Below are 21,030 nucleotides of genomic sequence, written 5' to 3'. Positions count from 1 at the left end.
GATTTAGGTGCAAAAGTAAAAGGTTTAGTTAAATGTTGTTAATATTTACCGAATACTTTTACTTTTAATATTTTTTCGTAAATTTGCAAAATTATACAGTAAGTATTAGTAAATTTATAAAAGTACGACAATGAATTATCAACTAGACGAAATCGACAAAAAGATCCTCGATTTTCTCGTCGAAAATACCAGAATGCCCTTTACAGAAATCGCAAAACAGATGGATGTTTCTGCAGGTACCATTCACGTGAGAGTAAAAAAGATGGAGGACGCCGGAATTATTCTGGGTTCATCACTGACTATTGATTACGGTAAACTGGATTATCACTTTACCGCTTTCATAGGAATTCTACTTACCAAATCAAACAGAACACAGGAAGTTCTGAAAGAGCTTACCACGATCCCAAATGTGATCGAAGCGAGCGTAATTTCCGGGAAATATAATATTTTCTGCAAAATCAAGGCGAAAAATACCGAAGATGCAAAACGTATCATCTATCAGATCGATGATATACAGGATGTTATGCGCACAGAAAGTATGATTTCTATGGAAGAATATATTTCCGATAAAAACAGATTGATCGACGCAGTTTCCATTTAAGGAGAAACCGCAGCGTGCCACAAAAAACTTTTGAAGATTTCTTCGAAAGTTTTTTTTATTTTTACCGTTATGGAAGACTTTAAATACGAAAGTCCCAAAAAAGATTTGGGATTTATTTTATCGCTCGCAGCCTTGCTCATTTTTACGTTAATGGGCATCGGAATTGATACCGATGAATTTCTGCAGCGCGTGGAACTGAATATACCGCAGAATTATTTCTTTCTGATCTATGGTGTTGATGCGCTCATGATCGCGGGTTTGGTGCTGATATTTTTCTACCGCAGGATTGGTGTTTTCATTTTTCCAGCCGCTGTACTGCTGCATTATATTCTGCACAATTACTATCTCTCAACATTTTTATATACCGATGTGACAAATCTTTTCCTCTTTATCACCGTAGGTCTCCTGGCGTTTATTCCGAAATGGAAATTTTTTAAATAAAGAAGATGTTTTCAAAAGCCTGCGAATACGCCATAAAAGCCACGATTTATATTGCCCAGCAAAGTTTACAGCAGCGGCGGGTAAATGTAAAGGATGTAGCTGCTTCTGTAGCTGCACCCATTGCATTTACTGCAAAGATTCTTCAGCAGCTCTGCCGCGAAGATATACTGGAATCCAACCGTGGTAAACAGGGTGGCTTTATATTCGATCCCGAAAAGCAGAAACAGATCAAAATCTACGACCTGGTTCGCATTTTTGATGGCGAAGGACTTTTTACCGATTGTGGTCTTGGGCTTCACAAATGTTCAGAACTCAATCCCTGTCCCGTACATGATGATTTTAAGAAGGTGCGCGAAAACTTGATATTCATGACGCAGAAATACTCATTTTACGACCTCGCGCAAAAAACGGAAAGCGGCCTGGCCTGGCTCAAATAATCTTTTTCAAATCCTTTTTTTTAAAACCTAAGCCGTTATGATGATTAAAAGCATCATTAAAAAATATTTAAATTAAAATAGGATAAAATTGTCCGAATTAAAAAATATGTTTACATTTGTACTATAAATATAAAATCACAGAACAATGTTAACGAAAGAAAGAACAATTGGCGAGATGGTAGCAGAAGATTTCAGAGCTGCCTCCGTATTCCGGAAATATAAAATTGATTTCTGCTGCAAAGGCAACAGAACAATAGAAGAAGCTTGTGAAAACAAGAAATACAATGTTGCTGATGTGTACAGCGACCTTGAAAATATTGGAAAAGAGAAATCCGGTGATATCGATTTTAATTCCTGGCCGTTGGATCTTTTGGCAGATTATGTAGAAAAAACCCATCACCGTTATGTAGAAGAAAATTCTACCGTACTTATTCAGTATTTGAACAAGTTGTGCAAAGTTCATGGCGACAGACATCCGGAACTTTTCGAGATTACGAAACTGTTTACAGAAAGCGCACAGGAGCTTGCTGCACACATGAAGAAAGAAGAACTGATCTTATTTCCCTTCATTAAAAAAATGGTAGCTGCAAAACAGAAAGGTGAAACTATCGACAGACCACATTTCGGTACTGTTGAAAGTCCTGTAGCGATGATGAAAGATGAGCACACCGTGGAAGGTGAAAGATTTGAAGTTATTGCGAAATTAACCAACAACTATCAGTTTCCTGAAGATGCCTGCGGAACTTATCAGGTGACTTACAAAATGCTCGAGGATTTTGAAAACGATCTTCACAAGCATATTCATTTAGAGAATAACATCCTTTTCCCTAAAGCAATAGAACTCGAAAAAACATTTTAGACTAAATTTTCTGTTTTTTTACTGAAGTCCATTCCGGTTTTTTGCCGGAGTGGATTTCTATTTTCAGACAGTGCCGTTTTTTGTCTGCAGCCAGAAATCGTAGGTATATACATTGTAAGGCAAAAGAATCTTTGCAAACCGGTGCGAAATCAGGCAGCAAACCAATATTGGCAGAAACAGTACAAAACCATCAGGCAAAAGATTGCAGATAAGAAATACAGACGTAAATGGTGCGTACAAAGACGCCGATAAAGTAACTGCCGCACCAACCAAAGCAAAGTTCACCGGAATAAGGTTGGTGCCGAAATAGGTATTCGCGATCCACGCTACAGCAAGTCCTAAAAAAGCCCCGCCGATAATACTCGGCGCGAAAACACCACCGTCCCCACCGGCACCGAGAGTTAAAGATGCCGCCAGCGGTTTCAGAATGGCGACGGTTAACAGGAAAATAAAAGAAATTGCCGGCAGTTCTGTGGGATGTTGCAGCACCTCGCGCAAACCGTGATAACTGTCACCATATAACGCGGGAAAGAAATAGATCAGACTTCCGACCGCAACCGCACCAATATTCACACGTAGAAAATTATTGGTAATATTAGAGAAAAGGCGCTTCATTCTCGTCACCAGAAAAGTAAAATAAACAGACAGAATACCTCCTAAAATGCTGAGGATCAAAAAGAAGGGCAGTGCGGCATAAGTCCAGTTGAGCACCGCGTGGGAAAGAATTCTTTCGGAATCGAAAAATTTAATGAAGATCCAGCTTACGGCCGCAGAAGCAGTGCACGAAATGACAAGGGAAGTACGCATCTTGCGCGCAATAACTTCAAGAGCAAAAAGCCAGCCCGCAATAGGACTTGTAAACAAAACCGCGACACCAGCCACAACTCCGGCGCAAATAAGTTCACGCTTATACATCTTCGCCGAGAACTCCTTCTCATAGGCATAATTCCCGAGCGTGGCCGTAGCGACCACCGTAGAAACTTCAACACCTGTAGAGCCCCCGAATATCACCGTGAGAAATCCATTGATAAAATGCGAAGGAATTTTAAAAAGCGGCAGGTGATCTTTCCGCTGGTCCAGGGTTTTATAAATTTCGGTAATTCCTTTATTCCTTCTGTTTTTAAAGGCGTATTTCCGCAGATAATAAATCGCTGTAATTCCTATTGTTGGGAGAACTATAAAAAGCACGGCGTTGGTGGAACGTACTGTATTGAAAATGTGATGTTCGAAATATTCGGTCAGGTGTTTCAGGCCAAAAGCCAGCAGCGCGCTGCCAAGACCGACCATGGCAGAAGCAGCGATCAGACGCAGGTAATGTTGGGTTACTATCTTTTTTCTTTCCAAAGGGATTTTTTTGCGTAAATAAAGGTGGAGTGCTTTTCAGAAATTTTTCCGTTGATGGAAATTAAAATCTGAAGATGTACTGCAAATTTACTGAAATCCGAAATAAGTCATTAAAGGAAATAAAAAGCAATAAAATTAAAGTCGATGGCGGCAGAAATTTATTTCATAATCAGCAACAGACTGCCCACACTGATGGTGATCCATAAGATCATCGCCAGAGCCAAAGGTTTCCAGCTGATTGTTTTTAAAGTTTGTACCGAGATGGTGGAACCGATAAAGAACAGCGTTAAATTAAGACCGGCCTTCGCCGCAGTAGTGGCTACAGCACTCAATCCGCCGAATATTGGAACATAGGTATTAAGGAGAATCGCAAGAATAAAATAGCCGATGAAATATGGGATTTTCACTTTAGCTCCTTTAGTCTTGAAAAAAAACATGGTAAGCAGCGACATTGGAATAATCCAAAGTGCGCGCGACAGTTTAACTGTAGTTGCTACCTTCAGCGCCACATCACCATATTTACTGGCAGCACCTACCACCGAACTGGTATCGTGAATCCCGATGGCGCACCACAGACCGAACTGTTCCTGAGTCAGTTTTAAAAGATGCCCGAGCGGCGGATAAATAAACAGAGCCACGGAATTCAGCGTAAATACAATTGCCAAAGCAAGCGATATCTGCTTGGTGCTCGGTTTGATTATGGGCGAAACTGCAGCAATCGCGCTGCCACCGCAGATTGCAGTTCCCACGGAAATGAGGTAAGAAAGCGGCCGTTCGATTTTAAAGAGTTTCCCCAGCAGATAACCTAAAACCATTACCGTGGTAATGCTTAAAACGGTGAGGATCACGCCGGTCTTTCCCGCATGCAGGGCTTCATCCAGCTTAAGGCCAAAGCCTAAACCGACGATCGAAATCTGCAGCAGAAGATGAATATATCTCTGAACATTTTGCTCGTAAGGATTTCCAATAATTATCGTGAAGGCAATTCCCGAAGCCAGCGCAACCGGCGACGACGCAAACGGGGAGAGACAAAACAAAACCAGGACAAAAAATATGATCTTTTTTGAAATTCGATTGGGCAGACTGCATAGTTGGATGATTTTACTTCTGCAAATTTCCACAATTTACTATTCATATTTTCATCATATTTTGTTTTTGGCTATAACCATTAGTTATAACCAACGAATTTTTGAAACAGACTGATGAGTTCTGAGTGTTCGCCCTTTAAAGTAATAAAATGGAAATTCCGTTTGATCTGAAAATCAATGACCTTTACCACGCTGAGCTGTTTATTTTTAAGTTCCTGAAGAACAGTATTTACAGAAAGAAAAGCCATACTTTCCGAATGAAGCAGATAATTCTTAATGCTTTCGCTGCTGCCTAACTGCATCGCGATTTTTAACTGATGAAGTTCGACACCGGATTTTTTCAGTTGGTTCTGTATAAACTCCTGTGTGCCGGAGCCGGGTTCGCGAACCACAAATTCAATACTGGAAAGGTTGGCAAGGGAAAGTTCCTGGTCAGCAAGCGGATGACCGGATTTGCAAACGAGCACGATCTCATCGGCTTTGAAAACAGTATATTCAAAAAGCGACGACTGCGACTCACCTTCGACGAGGCCCAAATCGATGCGCCCATTTTTCAGCAAGGCCGTTATGTCTTCGGTGTTGTGTGTGGCCAGTTCCAGGTTGATTTCCGGATAGCGTGATTTAAAATTTGCGAGGATTTCGGGCAGAATATACTGCGCAATAGTGGTACTCGCGCCAATCTTGAGCCGCCCTGTTTTCTTATTGTTCAGTTCGGAAATGGTAAATTCCAGATCACGGCTGAGATTACGGATTTTTTCAGCGTAAGCGAATAGTGCATTGCCGCTGGCGGTGAGCTGTATGGTGGTGCCGTTGCGGTCGAAAAGTTTGGTGGCGAGCTGGTTTTCGATTTCCCTGATGTGCCGGGTGACCGCGGGTTGCGAAATACTGAGTTCCTCAGCCGCTTTGGTAAAACTCAGGCGCAGTGCCACGGTATAAAAAACCTTGAGCCGGTAATCGAACATATTATTTTTTAATCTTTTGTTTTCGTTAAAGCCGAACCCTTGTGTGCAGCGATATGATCGGTTTTGCTGCTTTTGATTTCGTACTGCGGATCGTCTTCTGTGGCGTGGTGCGTGTAACCTTTGTAATCGAAATCTTTGGTATGCACTTTAATGATGGTCCCGGAAACTTTGCCGGTTTCGGAGTTCCAGCTCACTTTGTCGCCGGTTTTAAATTTTTTTTCCATTTTGTTATTTCTTACTGAATTAATAATTCAAATGTAGAGCTGAAATCCTCGTATTTTAAGCCGATCTCGTTTCTTCTTGCACAACCTTGTCAAGGTTCCAAATCCTGACATAGTTATGAAATCCTCGTATTTTAAATTCACCTCTTTTTCTTCTTGCGCAACCTTGTCAAGGTTTCAAACCTTGACAAGGTTATCGATTGTTCCTTGAACTTTTGCGGCTTCAGAATCGCATTTTACTTTTTCGCCGACTTTAAATTTAGTTTAAATCATCTATTTTTTAAGGAGGTTTTTGCACTTTGTCTAATTTTAAATCTTTTACAGAGTTTATTGAACTTTCTTTTTGAAACTTTCTTTTTAAAAAACCTTGTCAAGGTTAATTCAGCATTATTTTTTGAAGTTCATAAGTAAAAAAATTTAAAAAACACCTTGCTAAACGGACTAAATCTTATGTTTTATAAATTTGTGTCGGTGGTTACAGTGCATAAAGATGATGCAGGTTTACGCTGAACCTCCTGATTTTTTTAAGGCTGAGGGTTTGTGTGCCGCGAGTTTTCCTGTTTTAAAACTTTGAACTTCGTATTGCGGATCATCTGCCGAGGCGCGACGTTGCCGACCCATAAATTCAAAGTCGGCGGTATGCTTTTTAACGCTTTTGCCAGTGATGAGCCCAAACTGGGAATTCCAGGTCACTTCATCACCAATTTTAAGTTCTGCAGCCATTTTTTCTATTTTTCAGTGTAAAAAACCTGATCTCCAACAACTCTTGCCGGTGAAGTATACGGATGCTCGGTCGCTTTCCCAAGCGCCATGATGTGCAGGACTTCCCAGCCTTTTGCTTTAAAATAATCTGCCACCATCGAGCGGTGACAACGCCACCAAACCGCCTCCGAACACATGATGACGGTCGGTTTTTCTGCAGCCAGTACCGCAAGTTCTGCAGCACCTTCGGCGAAAGTATCAGTTTCCATATAGTCGGCGTACGCCTGAAACGATTTGTTGCGCCAAACGGTATTCACCGACTTTGCGGAAGGTTTTCGCCGGCCACCAAGATCTTCCAGATAAATATATTCGATCCCGTTTTCCTCCAGGGATTTTTTCAGCTGATCCTGATCGAACTGTGGAAACTTTCGTGAGCCCGGCAGCCTGCGTATATCGGCAAGAATTTTAATGTCAAATGAAAAAAGCAGGTCCAGAAATTCTTCGATCGTTCGCGTGGAATGACCGATGGTGTACAGTACAGGTTTTTCAGGAGTTGACATAGGAGCGTTTTCAGAAATTGAGGATTATAAAATTAGCGATTTTAAAATATATCTTTTAAAAGTGATTTTTTGAAACTGAGCTTAAACGGCCAGAAATTTAATTACTTTTTAGCGAAGACCTTCCAGAACTGATTTCTTAGAAATGTTCAAAAAAAATTGGCGGCGGCTTTTTCAGGTTCGCAGCGCAAACACCATCCCCAAAACCGAGAGAATATAAAGGCCTAAAACGATCCAGGAATCAATACCCAAACCCCTTTTGCGGCGCGGTATTTTCAAAACCATCCCAATCAAATAAATTGAAGTAATCAGAATGGCAATCACCGTCAGATAGAGATCGACATTTTTTGCTTTCGGCAGAATCGGTTTATTGGTGATCACCGTCGCGGCTAAAAATAAAACCGGGAGAAAGGCATTTCCGCCAAATATATCACTGATGATCGGCTGATAAGTTTTCTGTTTCACGAAGGCCAGTCCGCTTGAAATTTCAGGCAGCGACGTGACGAAGGCAAGAACGGTGGCACCGAAGATCAAACCATTCATCCCAAACTTTGCCGCAATGGTGTTTCCGGTATCTTCCAGCAGAACACCAAACACCAATATGACCGCTGAGATTCCTATGAGCCAGACGATGGCGGATCTGCGCGTCATTTTATTCTGGCTGGATTTTGCGTTTTTAATTACTGCAGGTTCTTTTTTAGGCTGTACTTTTTTCAGGATGATGATGCCGGTGATCCAGGAAATCAAGATCAGCAGTTCCGGCGGTGTGGTCCGGAAAATTAAACCTGAAGATGTAATCTCTTTCCCTAAAATAACGAGCACGAGAATGATGATCAGAAATAGTCCCTGAACAATACTGGCTTTGTTGCTTACCAGCGTACTCAGTGGCGCTTTTTCTTTGCGGGAAGCAAAATCAAAAAGAACCAGAAGCATGGACTGGATTACAATACCGCCAAGAATATTACCCACTGCCAGATCAATATTTCCTTTCAGAGCGCCGCTGATGGTAATGGCAATTTCGGGCAGATTGGTGACGACCGATAAAATTATGGTGCCGCCAAAAGAACTTCCCAGCCTGAACTGATCATCGATAAAATTAACAACGGAAGAAAGTTTTTTGCTGAAATGCCACAGCAAAACCACGGAAGCAATAAAAATCCAAATGCTGTAGTTGAAGGGAATGGCGAGCTCCATAAAGAAGTTTTAGAAAGCAAAAGTACGGCGGGAAATTAGAAATGAGCTTTGGCAAAGTATATTTTATCAAATTCAATTTTTGAATTCGAATTCTGTCGGCTTTTTTGCGAAGCGTTTCGGTTTACAATTACAGATTTGAAAGGATTGGGGATCCCTGACAAGGCTAACCTAAATGGAATCGGGTTCGAGCTGCAGGGTTTTAATATTTTGTTTTCTGTAGTTTTTCAGGATTTTGTCTTACATCAAAAACATTTGCAATAACAATTCTCTTCGTTTCAAAATTGATGTAACAGATTATTTTGTAATTTGTTGATACCAAAGGTCTAAATTCCGGTAAGCGGTCTTTCAACAACTCCTCTTCGGCCTAATTCTGGGATTCTTATTTAAATTGATTGGCGGGTCAACGCTTCTGTAGTTACTATTCTTGAAGTTTTAGTTCCTACTTTACCTTGTAGTAATCAGAAATATCCTGCAGTTTGTCTTTTGCAAATTGAGTCCATAAAAATTCTAATTCCATTTCTGGATTTTTTCCTTTAGATCTTCTGCTGGAATAAGACGATTGTTTTCGTCATCATTGATGGCTTTATCAATTTCTTTATTGAAATCTGCCAAAGACATTGGTTTCAAATTCTCTTCAAAAAATTCAGTTTTTGTTTTGTAAAGTAAATTTTCTAAAGCAGCGATCAACTTTTCGTTATCAGTTCTCAAAAACTCCTGAACCAGTGATATTTTACGTGCTTCTAAATTCATTTTGTCCAAATATTTAATTCAAATTTACATAATTTAAATTTTGAAAAATCAAAACTTCTAAATTTACCTTTTAAAATTTTTAAATTCTAAAAACCACACGAAAGGATTCGTGCGGCAGCGTGGGGTATAATAGTTAACTGGAAATGTTTTACAAAAAAATCCACTGAAATCATCAGTGGATTGGTCTATTTTCTAAAAGCGTAGCGATCTATCATCTCTTCGTCTTTTTGAAATTATCTCTTCATAATCCTTTTCACCGCTGCTTGTACCGCATCCGAATCAATTCCGTATTTCTTCATTAATTCTGCTGGGGTTGCAGATTCTCCAAAAGTGTCATTTACAGCTACGAATTCCTGGATGGTTGGTCTTTTTCTGGACAACATTCCGGCAACGGATTCGCCTAATCCACCGATGTAGTTGTGTTCTTCGGCTGTTACGATTCTTCCTGTTTTTTCTACCGATTTTAAAATGATTTCTTCGTCTAAAGGTTTGATCGTGTGAATGTTGATGACTTCACAAGAAATTCCTTCTTTCTCTAAAGCATCTGCTGCCAATAAAGATTCCCAAACTAAATGTCCGGTTGCTACGATGGTGACGTCGGTTCCTTCCTGAAGCATAATTCCTTTTCCGATTTCGAAAGGCATATCTTCCGGAATGAATACCGGAACAACCGGTCGTCCGAATCTTAAATAAACCGGTCCTTCGAAATCTGCGATTGCCAATGTTGCTGCTTTGGTTTGGTTGTAATCACAAGTGTTGATCACAGTCATTCCGGGAAGCATTTTCATCATTCCGATGTCTTCTAAAACCTGGTGTGTTGCGCCATCTTCACCCAGAGTTAATCCTGCATGGGAAGCACAAATTTTTACATTTTTATTGGAGTAAGCGATTGACTGACGAATCTGGTCATAAACTCTTGAAGTAGAGAAGTTGGCGAAAGTTCCGGTAAAAGGAATTTTTCCGTTGATGGTTAAACCGGCTGCGATTCCCATCATGTTGGCTTCAGCAATCCCGACCTGGAAAAAACGTTCCGGTGCTTTTTCAATGAATTTCTCCATTTTCAAAGATCCGATAAGGTCTGCACAAAGTGCTACGACATTTGGGTTTTTATCTGCCAATTCTGCTAATCCAGCGCCGAATCCGCTTCTTGTATCTTTTTGTTCTGTATAAGTATATTTCATGAGGATTTTTACTTTTTTGTTATGGAACCTTGCGGTTTCATTTTGATGTTTTGATTTCTCGAATTTCTTCGAATTTTAATTTGTATTTCCGTTTTTAACTAATAAAAATTTTAACGCAAAGGGCGCAAAGTTCTCTTTAACTACATGCTTTTAATTACGTTCGCAAAGGCGTTTGACTTCGTCGAATCTTCAATTTCACTTAGCAATGTTCGCAAAGAATGTAATCTATTGCTAATTACAGATATTTGCTTTTAATAACAAGTTTTTTATGATAACTGATCTGCAGCCCGGCCTGAGTGGAGCTCTTTTTAATTGGTGGCTGAGCCTGTCGAAGCCAGCAATTAAAAAAGCGGGAGTCCTTCGACAAGCTCAGGATAAACTCAGACGGAAATGTCTGCCATAAAAAAATTTAAAAGGCGCATTCGACAACGTCAAATGTCTGCCCAAATGAGTTTAATAATCCGCCGGTGCTTCTAAATATAATTGTTTGAAGGCCGTGTCGAGTTGCTCATCGTTGGGTGCTTTCCCGTGCCAGGCGTGGGTTCCGACCATATAATCAACGCCAAATCCCATTTCTGTGTTGAGCAAAATCACTACTGGTTTTCCCTGACCGGTTTCTGCTTTGGCTCTTTCCAGGATCGCGATAACCGCTTCCAGATCGTTACCATTTTTTTCGTTGAGGACTTTCCAGCCGAAAGCTTCGAGCTTTGCGTGTAGGTCGCCAAGATTCAAAACATCATCGGTATCGCCGTCGATCTGTCTGCCGTTGTAATCGATGGTTGCAATAATGTTATCGACTTTTTTGGCTGCAGCGTACATGAAGGCTTCCCAGTTCTGACCTTCCTGAAGTTCGCCATCGCCCTGCATGGTATAAATGAGGCTTTTGTCGCCGTCGAGTTTTTTTCCGAGAGCAGCACCGATTGCGACGGATAATCCCTGGCCCAGAGATCCTGAAGCTACGCGAACGCCGGGTAAACCCTCGTGCGTGGTCGGGTGACCCTGCAGTCTGGAATCGAGTTTGCGGAAGGTGGCGAGTTCTGAAACGGGAAAGAATCCGAACCGGGCTAAAGTGGAGTAAAAGACGGGCGAAATGTGGCCGTTGGAAAGGAAGAAAAGGTCTTCGTTTTTGCCTTTCATAGTGAAGGGCAGTTTGTAGTTCATCACTTTGCCGTACAGGGCGGCGAAATATTCGGTACAGCCCAGACTGCCACCGGGATGACCGGAATTTACGGCGTGTACCATTCGCAAAATGTCTCTTCTGATCTGTGTTGTCAGCGATTTCAGCTCTTCAATCGATTTACTCATTATCATGATTTATTTGCAGGCGAATTTACGGATTTTAGATGGGTTTGGGAAATGAAAAATCCCGCTTTTGGGCAGGATTTGATCTAAGGTTTGAGATCGATTTAAAGTAATCAATAATTTGCTAGAGTCAGGTGAAGCTCGGTTCTACTCTCATAAATTTCATCAAGAGAATTTAAAAGTATCTTTTCCCCATGATCCTTTCCTTTATGGAAAAGTTCAATGTATTTATTTGCAGAGTTAAAATGTAGCCTGGCAATTGGTTTTCTGTTATTATCATCCAGCAAAATACCGAAGTATGATTGAGTATCTCTATAAGCGATTCGATCTGAAGAAATTTTTTCGCGGAGAATAGCTTTAACGATTTGATATCCCTCCAGTTCATCTTCAGTCGTAATGTATTTTGGTACATCAGCGTTTGAATCAATGTTTTCATCAATCGGTTTTGGAGGTGTTTTGCTAATATCATCATTAATACTCAGTGCAGATTTTAGCCGTATACTTATTGATTCATTAATGGAATTAACGATTGCCCTTTTTGTGTATTCCCGGAAAGTGACCATTCTAGAGGCTGTGAGTGGCTTTTCGTAAAATTTATTTACCAATAATTTAACCAACTCATCACTTGGTTCAACAAGTTCTTTTTCGAACTCTTTTCTAATGGCCTTAATGTATTTCATTGCTTCTGCAGAATCCAAAATACTCTCAAGGTTATAGTCTGTCTTGGTAAAGTTTTCTAGTATTTTTAATGATGAATCTTTCAAATCGCTTAGATCCAAAGTAAAGAACGGTTTTTCGTCCATGATATTAGGCTTCTCCAAATCGGTATAAAAGTTATATGTATGCCCATTGGTAAGCACTCCGAATCTAGCTCTGGAGACGTGATAATATCTGTGAAGTTGGGAATTATGAGCATCGGCATTTTCTTTCCAGTGTTTGCATTCAATAATGAAGATCGGTTCATTATCTTTTTTAATGACATAATCAATTTTTTCACCCTTTTTTGTTCCAATGTCACAAATATATTCTGGAATTACCTCAGTAGGATTAAATATATCGTAGCCTAAAATTTGGATAAAAGGCATTACAAAAGCATTTTTTGTAGCTTCCTCAGTATTAATTTGGTCTTTTAATGCATCTACTCGCTGATGCAACTGCTGGAGTTTAATTTTCAAATCCATAGTTGTGTTTTGGTTTTGTTACAAATATAACAAAAGCAGTACTACGGAGCAGTGAATTATATATTAAAAGTTTTTATTTCTTCCTTATCAACCACAACCCAAGAAAAGTAAGCAAACCATTAATGATGAGCAGTTCCAAACCGATCTTGAAATCACCGAAAATATTTTCCTGAAACTTATCGATGAAATACGAAATCACCGGCGCCGCAATACAGACATATGGCACAAGTCTGTCCTGAACACGGAATTTTGTAAAAATTCCGAAAGCAAATAAGCCAAGAAGCGGACCGTAGGTGAAGCCTGCGAGCTTCAGGATCAGACCGATCATCGAATTGTCATTGATCAGTTTAAAGATGATCACCATGATTAAAAATGAAAACGCCACAATGAGGTGAATGCGTTTCCGGAACTTCTCCTGTGCTTTATCGGAAATTTTTTTCTCCTTCAAGCCGAAAATATCAATACAGAGTGATGAGGTTAAAGCGGTCATTGCACCATCGGCACTCGGAAAAAGCGCGGAGATCAGCGCGATGATAAATATTACCGAAATAAATGGCGGCATGTGGTTAAGCGCAATATCGGGAAATAGTTGGTCGCCGGAACTTACCACATGCTCAGTTTGCCCGTAAAGGTGCAGCAGCCCACCCATAAAAAGAAAGAGGGAAATTACCAGCACAAGTACAAATCCCAGTGTAACCATATTTTTCTGCGAATCTTTCAGTTTAGTTACCGACAGCGATTTCTGCATCATCTCCTGATCGATCCCCGTCATTGTTATGGTGATGAAAGCGCCTGCCAATACCTGTTTGAAGAAGAAAGCCTTACTGTTTACATCTATGTTAAAGATTTCTGTGTAACCGGATTTCTGCATTTGCGTGATGCTGTCGGTGAAATTTAATCCAAGGTGATTCATCATATATACTGAACATATAATAAGGCCTAACAGCATACAGGTGGTTTGCAGCGTATCGGTCCACACAATGGTTTTCACGCCGCCTTCGTAAGTATAAAGAATGATCATTGCCAGTATAACCAGCGTGGTTACGATAAATGGGACACCAAAACTGTCTAAAATAGCAAGCTGCAGAATATTTACAACGAGATAAAGCCGCGCTGTTGCACCGACCAAACGCGAAACGATAAAGATCCAGGCACCGGATTTATAGGAAATCTGTCCCATTCGTTCCTGCAGGTAACCGTAGATTGACGTGAGTTTCAGGCGGTAATACAGTGGCAAAAGTACGTAAGCGATAATAACATATCCTATCAGATAACCGATCGTAATCTGCAGATAATGAAAGGAATCCGCACCAACCGCACCCGGAACCGACACAAATGTTACGCCCGAAAGTGAAGTTCCGATCATCCCAAAAGCCACAAGCATCCAGTTACTTTTTCGGTTTCCGATGAAGAAACTCTCGTTGTTACTGTTTTTTCCGGTTCGGTAAGCTACCCAGAGCAAAAGTGCAAAATAGGCAACGATGATCAACAGCAACACGATGGGATTCATAGAATTTATTTTTAAAAATTTTGACAAATATAGTTTTTTTGAGGTGATTTCGGAGCCATACGACCGGCCGTAAACAATTTATTGCCAGTCGGAATATTGCCGCTTCTTTCAGTATTTTATGGATTATTAATTACAGCATTAAAGGTCTTTATTTCAAACACAAATCCCTTCAGAATCGGATGTTTTAGTATGAAAACGCCCTAGCTTCATATTTATACATAAAAAACCTTTCTGCTTGACAGAAAGGTTTGCTGTTATTGAAAGATTCCAATATCACATTTGCAAATTACTGAAATTCTGGTGTCGATGAAATCACTTTGTGTGCATATGGACAGGATGCTGTCACTTTCAGATTTTGGGATTTGGCGTAATCGGTTCCTGCTTTTACAAGTTCTTTTCCCAACCCCTGACCCGAATATTTCTCATCGACCTGGGTATGGACAATGTCAATTGATCCGTCATCTTTCTTCTGAAAAGTCATTTCACCCGCTTTTGCACCATCTACAAAAAGTTCAAAGTTGTTTCCGTTGAGTTTTACTTCGCTCATATTTCTATTTTTAAAAGTTATTCTAAGGTTTTTTCGATCCGAAGATCCGGAATGATCCACATCATCGCGACTACATAATACAAGATCACGGCCACGACAGGAAAAACAAAAGACAGACCAACGCCCGAAGCATAGAACAGGATCGAAAGTTTTTCCTTGAGTGTCGACCGAAGCGCTTTGGCGATGGCAGAATCGTATCCGTCGCTCTGAACACAGAATTTCTCGAGCATATTAAAGGCCACAGCCGCCATTAATAATACAAAACCATAAAGTGCCACCGGGTTTTCAGCAAAATTATTTTCGCCCATCCACGAAGTGGCAAAAGGAAGCACCGACAGCCAAAACAGAAGATGCAGATTAGCCCACAGTATTTTGCCGTTGACGCGCTTGGTCGCCTGAAAAAGATGGTGGTGATTATTCCAGTAAATTCCTACATAAATAAAACTAAAGAGGTACGACAGGAATTTAAAGAACAGCGGTTTCAGATCTTCAAAAGAGTGGCCGCCGGGGATTTGCAAACCCAAAACCATGATGGTGATGATGATGGCGAGAACGCCGTCGCTGAAAGCTTCGAGCCTTCCTTTTGTCATATTTTTATTTTTAAAGTGCGGGTAAATTTAAAAAAGAGTGGAAAGTCATTAGTAAAGATATCTTTCCACTTTTTAAAATTTTCAATTACATCGATTTTTTCGGTGCCCACTTATCGTATGGCGTCAGATCAAAACTGTTCACTTCATCCATGCTCATTCCCAGTGCTTTTGCTACACCTTCACCGTATTCAGGATCTGCTTTGTAGCAGTTCCGGATATGGCGGATCTGGATGAATTTCTCAGCATTACCTACATTCGCCGCGGTATTGTTGAAAAGCAATTGTTCCTTGCCGTCTTTTTTGATGATGCGGTAAAGGTCGCCGGGCTGGGTATAATAATCGTCGTCATCATCTCTAAAGTTATGTGCATACGCGTCGCCGGAAAGTTCCAGGGGCGGCTCTTTTGCGGAAGGCTGTTCCTGCCATTCGCCGAAACTGTTTGGTTCATAATGTTTTGTGGCGCCATAATTTCCATCCACGCGCATTTGACCGTCGCGGTGAAAAGCGTGATAAGGACATCTCGGTTGGTTTACGGGGATTTGATAATGATTTACACCCAGTCGATATCTTTGTGCATCACCGTAGGAAAACAGTCTTCCCTGCAACATTTTGTCGGGAGAAAATCCGATGCCGGTAACAATATTGGTGGGATTAAAGGCGGCCTGTTCTACATCAGCAAAATAATTTTCTGCGTTTTTATTGAGTTCGAATTCGCCGACTTCAATTAAAGGGAAATCTTTTTTCGACCAAACTTTCGTGAGATCGAACGGGTGAAAACGGTAGGTTTTGGCCTGTTCTTCGGTCATGATCTGTACATACATTTTCCATTTCGGAAAATTGCCTTTTTCAATATTTTCAAAGAGATCACGCTGCGCTGATTCGCGGTCTGCAGCGATTATTTTTCCGGCTTCTTCATCGGTCAGGTTTTCAATTCCCTGCTGGGTTCTGAAATGGAATTTTGCCCAATGCCGAACATTGTCTTTATTAATGAAACTGTAAGTGTGGCTGCTGAAACCGTGCATGTGGCGATAGCCGTGCGGCAGTCCGCGGTCACTCATCAGAATGGTCACCTGGTGGAGCGCCTCGGGCAGTAAGGTCCAGAAATCCCAGTTGTTGTTGGCATCGCGCATATTGGTTTTCGGATCGCGTTTTACGGCGTGGTTCAGATCGGGAAATTTCATGGGATCGCGGAAAAAGAAAACCGGTGTGTTATTGCCGACCATATCCCAAATTCCTTCATCGGTATAAAACTTTAAAGCAAAACCGCGGATATCTCTTTCGGCGTCGGCGGCGCCTCTTTCGCCTGCAACTGTTGAAAAGCGCGCAAACAAATCTGTTTTCTTTCCAATTTCGCTGAAGATGCTGGCTTTGGAATATTGCGTAATATCATGTGTTACGGTAAAAGTGCCGAAAGCACCGGAACCTTTGGCATGCATTCTTCTTTCAGGAATGACTTCTCTGTCGAAATTGGCCATTTTTTCCAAAAACCAAAAATCCTGCATCAGTAACGGACCTCTTGGTCCTGCGGTTTGCGTGTTCTGATTATCCGGAACGGGTGCGCCGGTCTGTCTCGTAAGTTTTTTCCTGTCGTCCATGATTTTTATTTTTATTAATGAAATAAAGTTAGGAATTAAAACCGACGGTTATCATTTATTCTGTCTAATATGGCTATCTTATTTATAATGAATGATTTTGATATTTTCTTTTAATGGTTTCTATACCACGAACAAACATTTGAAAAAAGGAATATTTTAGTATTAAAATATCGCTCCTTAATGGATGATTCTTTCCTCTTCAGGAAGTATTTGAGACTTCTGAACATGCCGGAAACTTCAGGAAAAGTGAAGAAAAACTGCCGCCGGAATTTAGATCTGCGATTTCATATTGTCGCCATCTTTGGAGTGCAGTCTCCGGAAAACAACACCAGATAAAACCGTCAAAGATCCCACAATATAAAATGTATAACGGAAAGCCTGATGAGTATCGCCGCCAATAAATACTGAATTATTTTCCAGAAGCTTTAAGATAATAAGTCCCAAAGCAATACCAAAACCCAAAGCAAGTTGCTGGTTTACGGCGAGCAGGGAATTTCCGCTGCTTGTATGCGACTGGCGCAGATCGGCAATCGCAATCGTATTCATTGCAGTAAACTGAATGGAATTAAAAAAACCAAGTACTGAAATGATCGGTATAAACCAGTAAATGGAAGTGTTGATCCCCGGAATTCCCAGACAGGTAATTAATATTCCGATGATGAATGTATTGGTCATAAGCGTACTGCGATAGCCGAAAAAATCGAGGATCTTAATGACAATCGATTTCCCCACCATGGCGGTGAGTGCCATGGGAGCCACGATCCAGCCCGAAACCACCGCACTTTCACCATACGCGATCTGTACCATAAGCGGGAGCAGGAGCGGTACGGAACTGATTCCCAGACGTGTCGCCAGATTTCCTATAATTCCCACGCGGAAAGTTCTTACTTTAAAGAGGTTGAGCGGAAAGATGGGATTGCGCGTTTTCTTTGCATGTTTGTAGTAATAATAGATCATCAGAAATCCCAAAGTAAATATGAGGAGGATCAGCGTTGTATGTCTTGCATTCCCAAGCATTTCCAGCGATACTGACAGCAGAAGCGAGGCGGAGGCAAAAATCAGAAAGCCTTTCAAATCAAAGGAAATTTCGCTCGATTTGTAGTCCGGCATAAATTTCAGCGAAAGAAATATCCCGGCCAGACCAATGGGAATATTGATCAGAAAAATCCAGTGCCAGGAAAGATAATCCACCATATATCCGCCAACCAACGGTCCCAGCACCGGCCCGATGAGTGCCGGAATGATGGCGTAATTCATCGCCTTTACAAGTTCATTCTTTTCATACGTTTTTATTAATGCAAGCCTGCCGACAGGCGTCATTAAACTTCCGCCAAGTCCCTGTACGATCCGTGCGAGTACAAGTTGTGTAAGATTTTGAGACAAAGCACAAAAAAGAGAACCCAAAATAAAAAGGACCAGTGAAAACAGAAAAACTTTTTTGGTCCCAAACTTATCCGCCAGAAAACCGCTGACCGGCATAAACAGTGCGAGTGTAAGAACGTAACTGATGATGGCGTTCTGCATATTAAGTGGAGATTCCTGCAGATCTTTCGCAATGGAGGGCAGGGAGGTATTCAAAATAGTAGAATCCAGCATCTGCATAAAAATGGACGTCGCCAGAATGATGGGCAGATATTTTTTAATGGGCGAATCGGCGTTCGGAAAAGGTGCAAAGTTCATATATAAGTTTTGACTGCGTAATAAACTGCTTTAATTTAAAATTATAGATTCCTTAAGCGATAATAAAGGGAATTTCCACATCTTCGCGCAGGTAATATGCGGTACAAATCCTGTGGTAACCGTCGGCAACAATTAGTTTATGTTCGCCTCGGACTAAAACGACCGGCGCCATTTTTTCGTTCTTTCTGGCTTTGAAAAGGTTTTTCTGAACGTTGGGATTCTCGATGGGCAGGAGCTCCAACTCAGCGGCGCGTAGAATGTCCACTGCTTTATTCACCTGGACCGGACTTTTCTTAAGTCCTTCTACGAGTTTTGCGACACGCTCCGGCGTATAAAGCAGGTTCAGGAATTTCGCCGCCGCATCGTAGTCTTCCTGTGAAATTGTTTTGTGGAAAATGTGGAGATCTGTAGACATGCTGTAAGATTTAGATAAAAAGAAAAAATTTGTGGATAAAATCTTTAGCATGAAAAAAACCTGCCGAAGTCAACGGCAGGTTTTTAAAAAAGATTTCTTTTTTACTAATAGGAATCCTCATGCACCGATAAAACCGCTCTTCCACTTGGATCGTTTGCATTTTTAAAAGCTTCGTCCCATTCCAAAGCAATTGGCGTAGAACACGCAACGGAAGGAACAGACGGAACAGTTGCAGCCGCAGTTTCACTTGGAAAATGTTCTTCAAAAATGGTGCGGTAACGGTATTCTTCTTTATTTTGAGGAGTATTTAATGGAAACCGGAATTTCGCATTCGTCATCATTTCATCCGAAATTTCTTTGTCTGCAACTTCTTTCAAAGAATCGATCCAGGAATATCCAACTCCATCAGAGAACTGTTCTTTTTGTCGCCACGTAATATTTTCCGGCAATAGATCTTCGAAAGCTTTTCGAAGAACCCATTTTTCAATTTTCGGTTCGTGTGCAGCTACCATTTTATCTTTTGTATTCAGGCGCATCGCAACATCCATAAATTCTTTATCTAAGAAAGGAACTCTGCCTTCAATTCCCCAACTCATCAAGGATTTGTTGGCTCTTAAACAATCATAAAGATGAAGTTTGTTCAGTTTTCGAACGTTTTCTTCGTGGAATTCTTTTGCGTTTGGCGCTTTGTGAAAATATAAATAGCCGCCGAAAATTTCATCAGCACCTTCTCCCGAAAGCACCATTTTTATACCCATCGATTTAATGACTCTTGCCAATAAATACATCGGAGTTGAAGCTCGAATCGTCGTCACATCATAGGTTTCCAAATGATAAATGACGTCGCGAACTGCGTCTAAACCTTCCTGAACGGTGAAATGAACTTCGTGATGGATGGAACCAATATGATCGGCAACTTTTTTTGACGCTGCCAAATCCGGACTTCCTTCCAAACCAACTGCGAAACTGTGCAAACGTGGATACCAAGCTTCCTGCGTATCGCCACTTTCAATTCTGTTTCGGGAATATTTTGCCGTAACTGCGGAAATAATAGACGAATCCAAACCGCCCGAAAGTAAAACTCCATAAGGAACATCGCTCATTAATTGTCGGTGAACTGCGTCTTCCAGAGCTTTTCGCAGTTCTGCAATGTCAGTTTTATTGTCTTTTACGTTTTCAAAATCTTCCCAATCTCTTTTGTACCATTGCTGCATTTCGTAGCCATCAAGACTGAAAAGAAAATGTCCCGGTAAAAAATTTTCGATGGTTTTGCAAACGCCTTCCAATGCTTTTAATTCTGAAGCTACGTAATAATTTCCGTTTTTGTCCCAACCTTGATAAAGAGGACAAATTCCCATATGATCTCTCGCTACAAAATAAACATCATTTTCGATATCGTAAATCGCAAAGGCGAAAATTCCGTTCAGTTTATCCACGAAATTTTTTCCATATTTCTGAAATAAAGGAATGATGACTTCGCAATCAGATTCAGTTTGAAAATCATATGCCGGGAACTCCAGACGTAACTCACGGTGGTTATAGATTTCACCATTAACGGCTAAAACGATTTTTTTGTCTTTCGAAAAAAGTGGCTGTTTCCCGGAAGTTGGATCTACAATTGCCAATCTTTCATGGGAGAAAATTACTTTTTCATTCTGGAAAATCCCGCTCCAGTCCGGACCGCGATGTCTGATTTTCTTGGACATTTCTAAAACCTGCGGTCTTAGAATTTCGGTTTTCTGTTTGGCGTCGAAGAGACATACAATTCCACACATATCTATAATGGGTTGATGATTAATAATTAATATTCTGTTGCAAACATATTGTAAAACTTTACAAAAGAAAAGAAAAAACACAAATAGGTTAATATTTTT

Annotated in this window: 22 protein-coding genes; 4 read left to right on the top strand and 18 right to left on the bottom strand. The window is 40.8% G+C overall.

Annotated features, from left to right (window positions below):
• The first annotated feature begins 130 nt into the window (after positions 1–130).
• The 4 genes from H562_RS0111555 to ric all read left to right on the top strand — a co-directional run bounded on the left by H562_RS0111555 (position 131) and on the right by ric (position 2,338).
• Positions 131–601: an Lrp/AsnC family transcriptional regulator gene (locus H562_RS0111555; protein WP_027377647.1), complete on the top strand. Its 471-nt coding sequence runs from the start codon at positions 131–133 to the stop codon at positions 599–601.
• Between the two features lie 69 nt (positions 602–670).
• Positions 671–1,042 carry a hypothetical protein gene (locus tag H562_RS0111550; RefSeq protein WP_027377646.1) on the top strand — a complete coding sequence of 124 codons (372 nt, stop codon included), beginning with the start codon at positions 671–673 and terminating at the stop codon, positions 1,040–1,042.
• A gap of 5 nt (positions 1,043–1,047) precedes the next feature.
• Positions 1,048–1,479 (top strand): RrF2 family transcriptional regulator, encoded by a 432-nt coding sequence (locus H562_RS0111545; RefSeq protein ID WP_027377645.1) that lies wholly within the window; start codon positions 1,048–1,050, stop codon positions 1,477–1,479.
• 145 nt (positions 1,480–1,624) lie between these two features.
• Positions 1,625–2,338, top strand: a complete 714-nt coding sequence (gene ric, locus H562_RS0111540; protein WP_027377644.1) for an iron-sulfur cluster repair di-iron protein — start codon at positions 1,625–1,627, stop codon at positions 2,336–2,338.
• A 63-nt stretch (positions 2,339–2,401) separates the two neighbouring features.
• On the opposite strand, the gene H562_RS0111535 is transcribed toward ric, so the two are convergent.
• From H562_RS0111535 to asnB, 18 genes are all read right to left on the bottom strand, one after another.
• Positions 2,402–3,682 (bottom strand): chloride channel protein, encoded by a 1,281-nt coding sequence (locus tag H562_RS0111535; protein ID WP_027377643.1) that lies wholly within the window; start codon positions 3,680–3,682, stop codon positions 2,402–2,404.
• A 158-nt stretch (positions 3,683–3,840) separates the two neighbouring features.
• Positions 3,841–4,725 (bottom strand): YeiH family protein, encoded by an 885-nt coding sequence (locus H562_RS0111530; RefSeq protein WP_394330176.1) that lies wholly within the window; start codon positions 4,723–4,725, stop codon positions 3,841–3,843.
• A 125-nt stretch (positions 4,726–4,850) separates the two neighbouring features.
• The gene (locus H562_RS0111525; protein ID WP_027377641.1) at positions 4,851–5,732 is read right to left on the bottom strand and encodes a LysR substrate-binding domain-containing protein; all 882 of its coding nucleotides are present in this window, start codon (positions 5,730–5,732) and stop codon (positions 4,851–4,853) included.
• 8 nt (positions 5,733–5,740) lie between these two features.
• Positions 5,741–5,956, bottom strand: a complete 216-nt coding sequence (locus H562_RS0111520; RefSeq protein WP_027377640.1) for a hypervirulence associated TUDOR domain-containing protein — start codon at positions 5,954–5,956, stop codon at positions 5,741–5,743.
• Between the two features lie 498 nt (positions 5,957–6,454).
• The gene (locus tag H562_RS0111515) at positions 6,455–6,676 is read right to left on the bottom strand and encodes a hypervirulence associated TUDOR domain-containing protein (protein WP_034691112.1); all 222 of its coding nucleotides are present in this window, start codon (positions 6,674–6,676) and stop codon (positions 6,455–6,457) included.
• Positions 6,677–6,681: 5 nt separating this feature from the next.
• On the bottom strand, positions 6,682–7,215 hold the full coding sequence (locus H562_RS0111510) for a DUF488 domain-containing protein (protein ID WP_027377638.1): 534 nt from the start codon (positions 7,213–7,215) through the stop codon (positions 6,682–6,684).
• Positions 7,216–7,386: 171 nt separating this feature from the next.
• Entirely contained in the window at positions 7,387–8,406 is a 1,020-nt protein-coding gene (locus H562_RS0111505) for a sodium:calcium antiporter (RefSeq protein ID WP_027377637.1), read from the bottom strand.
• A 507-nt stretch (positions 8,407–8,913) separates the two neighbouring features.
• Positions 8,914–9,156, bottom strand: a complete 243-nt coding sequence (locus H562_RS0111495; RefSeq protein WP_027377636.1) for a hypothetical protein — start codon at positions 9,154–9,156, stop codon at positions 8,914–8,916.
• 233 nt (positions 9,157–9,389) lie between these two features.
• Positions 9,390–10,337 (bottom strand): transketolase family protein, encoded by a 948-nt coding sequence (locus tag H562_RS0111490; protein WP_027377635.1) that lies wholly within the window; start codon positions 10,335–10,337, stop codon positions 9,390–9,392.
• Positions 10,338–10,790: 453 nt separating this feature from the next.
• Positions 10,791–11,642: a transketolase gene (locus tag H562_RS0111480; RefSeq protein ID WP_027377634.1), complete on the bottom strand. Its 852-nt coding sequence runs from the start codon at positions 11,640–11,642 to the stop codon at positions 10,791–10,793.
• A 110-nt stretch (positions 11,643–11,752) separates the two neighbouring features.
• A complete protein-coding gene (locus tag H562_RS0111475) occupies positions 11,753–12,820 on the bottom strand; it encodes a type I restriction endonuclease (protein ID WP_027377633.1) in 1,068 nt (355 codons plus the stop codon).
• Positions 12,821–12,893: 73 nt separating this feature from the next.
• Positions 12,894–14,330, bottom strand: coding sequence for a sodium:solute symporter (locus H562_RS0111470; RefSeq protein ID WP_027377632.1), 1,437 nt, complete (start codon positions 14,328–14,330; stop codon positions 12,894–12,896).
• A gap of 286 nt (positions 14,331–14,616) precedes the next feature.
• On the bottom strand, positions 14,617–14,877 hold the full coding sequence (locus tag H562_RS0111465) for a GNAT family N-acetyltransferase (protein WP_027377631.1): 261 nt from the start codon (positions 14,875–14,877) through the stop codon (positions 14,617–14,619).
• Between the two features lie 17 nt (positions 14,878–14,894).
• Positions 14,895–15,467, bottom strand: coding sequence for a TMEM175 family protein (locus tag H562_RS0111460; protein WP_027377630.1), 573 nt, complete (start codon positions 15,465–15,467; stop codon positions 14,895–14,897).
• A gap of 85 nt (positions 15,468–15,552) precedes the next feature.
• A complete protein-coding gene (locus tag H562_RS15065) occupies positions 15,553–17,061 on the bottom strand; it encodes a catalase (RefSeq protein ID WP_034691110.1) in 1,509 nt (502 codons plus the stop codon).
• 270 nt (positions 17,062–17,331) lie between these two features.
• Positions 17,332–18,741, bottom strand: coding sequence for an MFS transporter (locus tag H562_RS0111445; RefSeq protein ID WP_027377629.1), 1,410 nt, complete (start codon positions 18,739–18,741; stop codon positions 17,332–17,334).
• A 52-nt stretch (positions 18,742–18,793) separates the two neighbouring features.
• A complete protein-coding gene (locus H562_RS0111440; RefSeq protein ID WP_051190491.1) occupies positions 18,794–19,156 on the bottom strand; it encodes a hypothetical protein in 363 nt (120 codons plus the stop codon).
• 104 nt (positions 19,157–19,260) lie between these two features.
• A complete protein-coding gene (gene asnB, locus H562_RS0111430; RefSeq protein ID WP_027377627.1) occupies positions 19,261–20,931 on the bottom strand; it encodes an asparagine synthase B in 1,671 nt (556 codons plus the stop codon).
• Positions 20,932–21,030: the final 99 nt, after the last annotated feature.

It is taken from the genome of Kaistella palustris DSM 21579 (assembly GCF_000422265.1).
Taxonomy (GTDB): Bacteria; Bacteroidota; Bacteroidia; order Flavobacteriales; family Weeksellaceae; genus Kaistella; species Kaistella palustris.
Note: the sequence above shows the minus strand (reverse complement) of the source record. Positions and strands in the feature narration are given on the sequence as shown.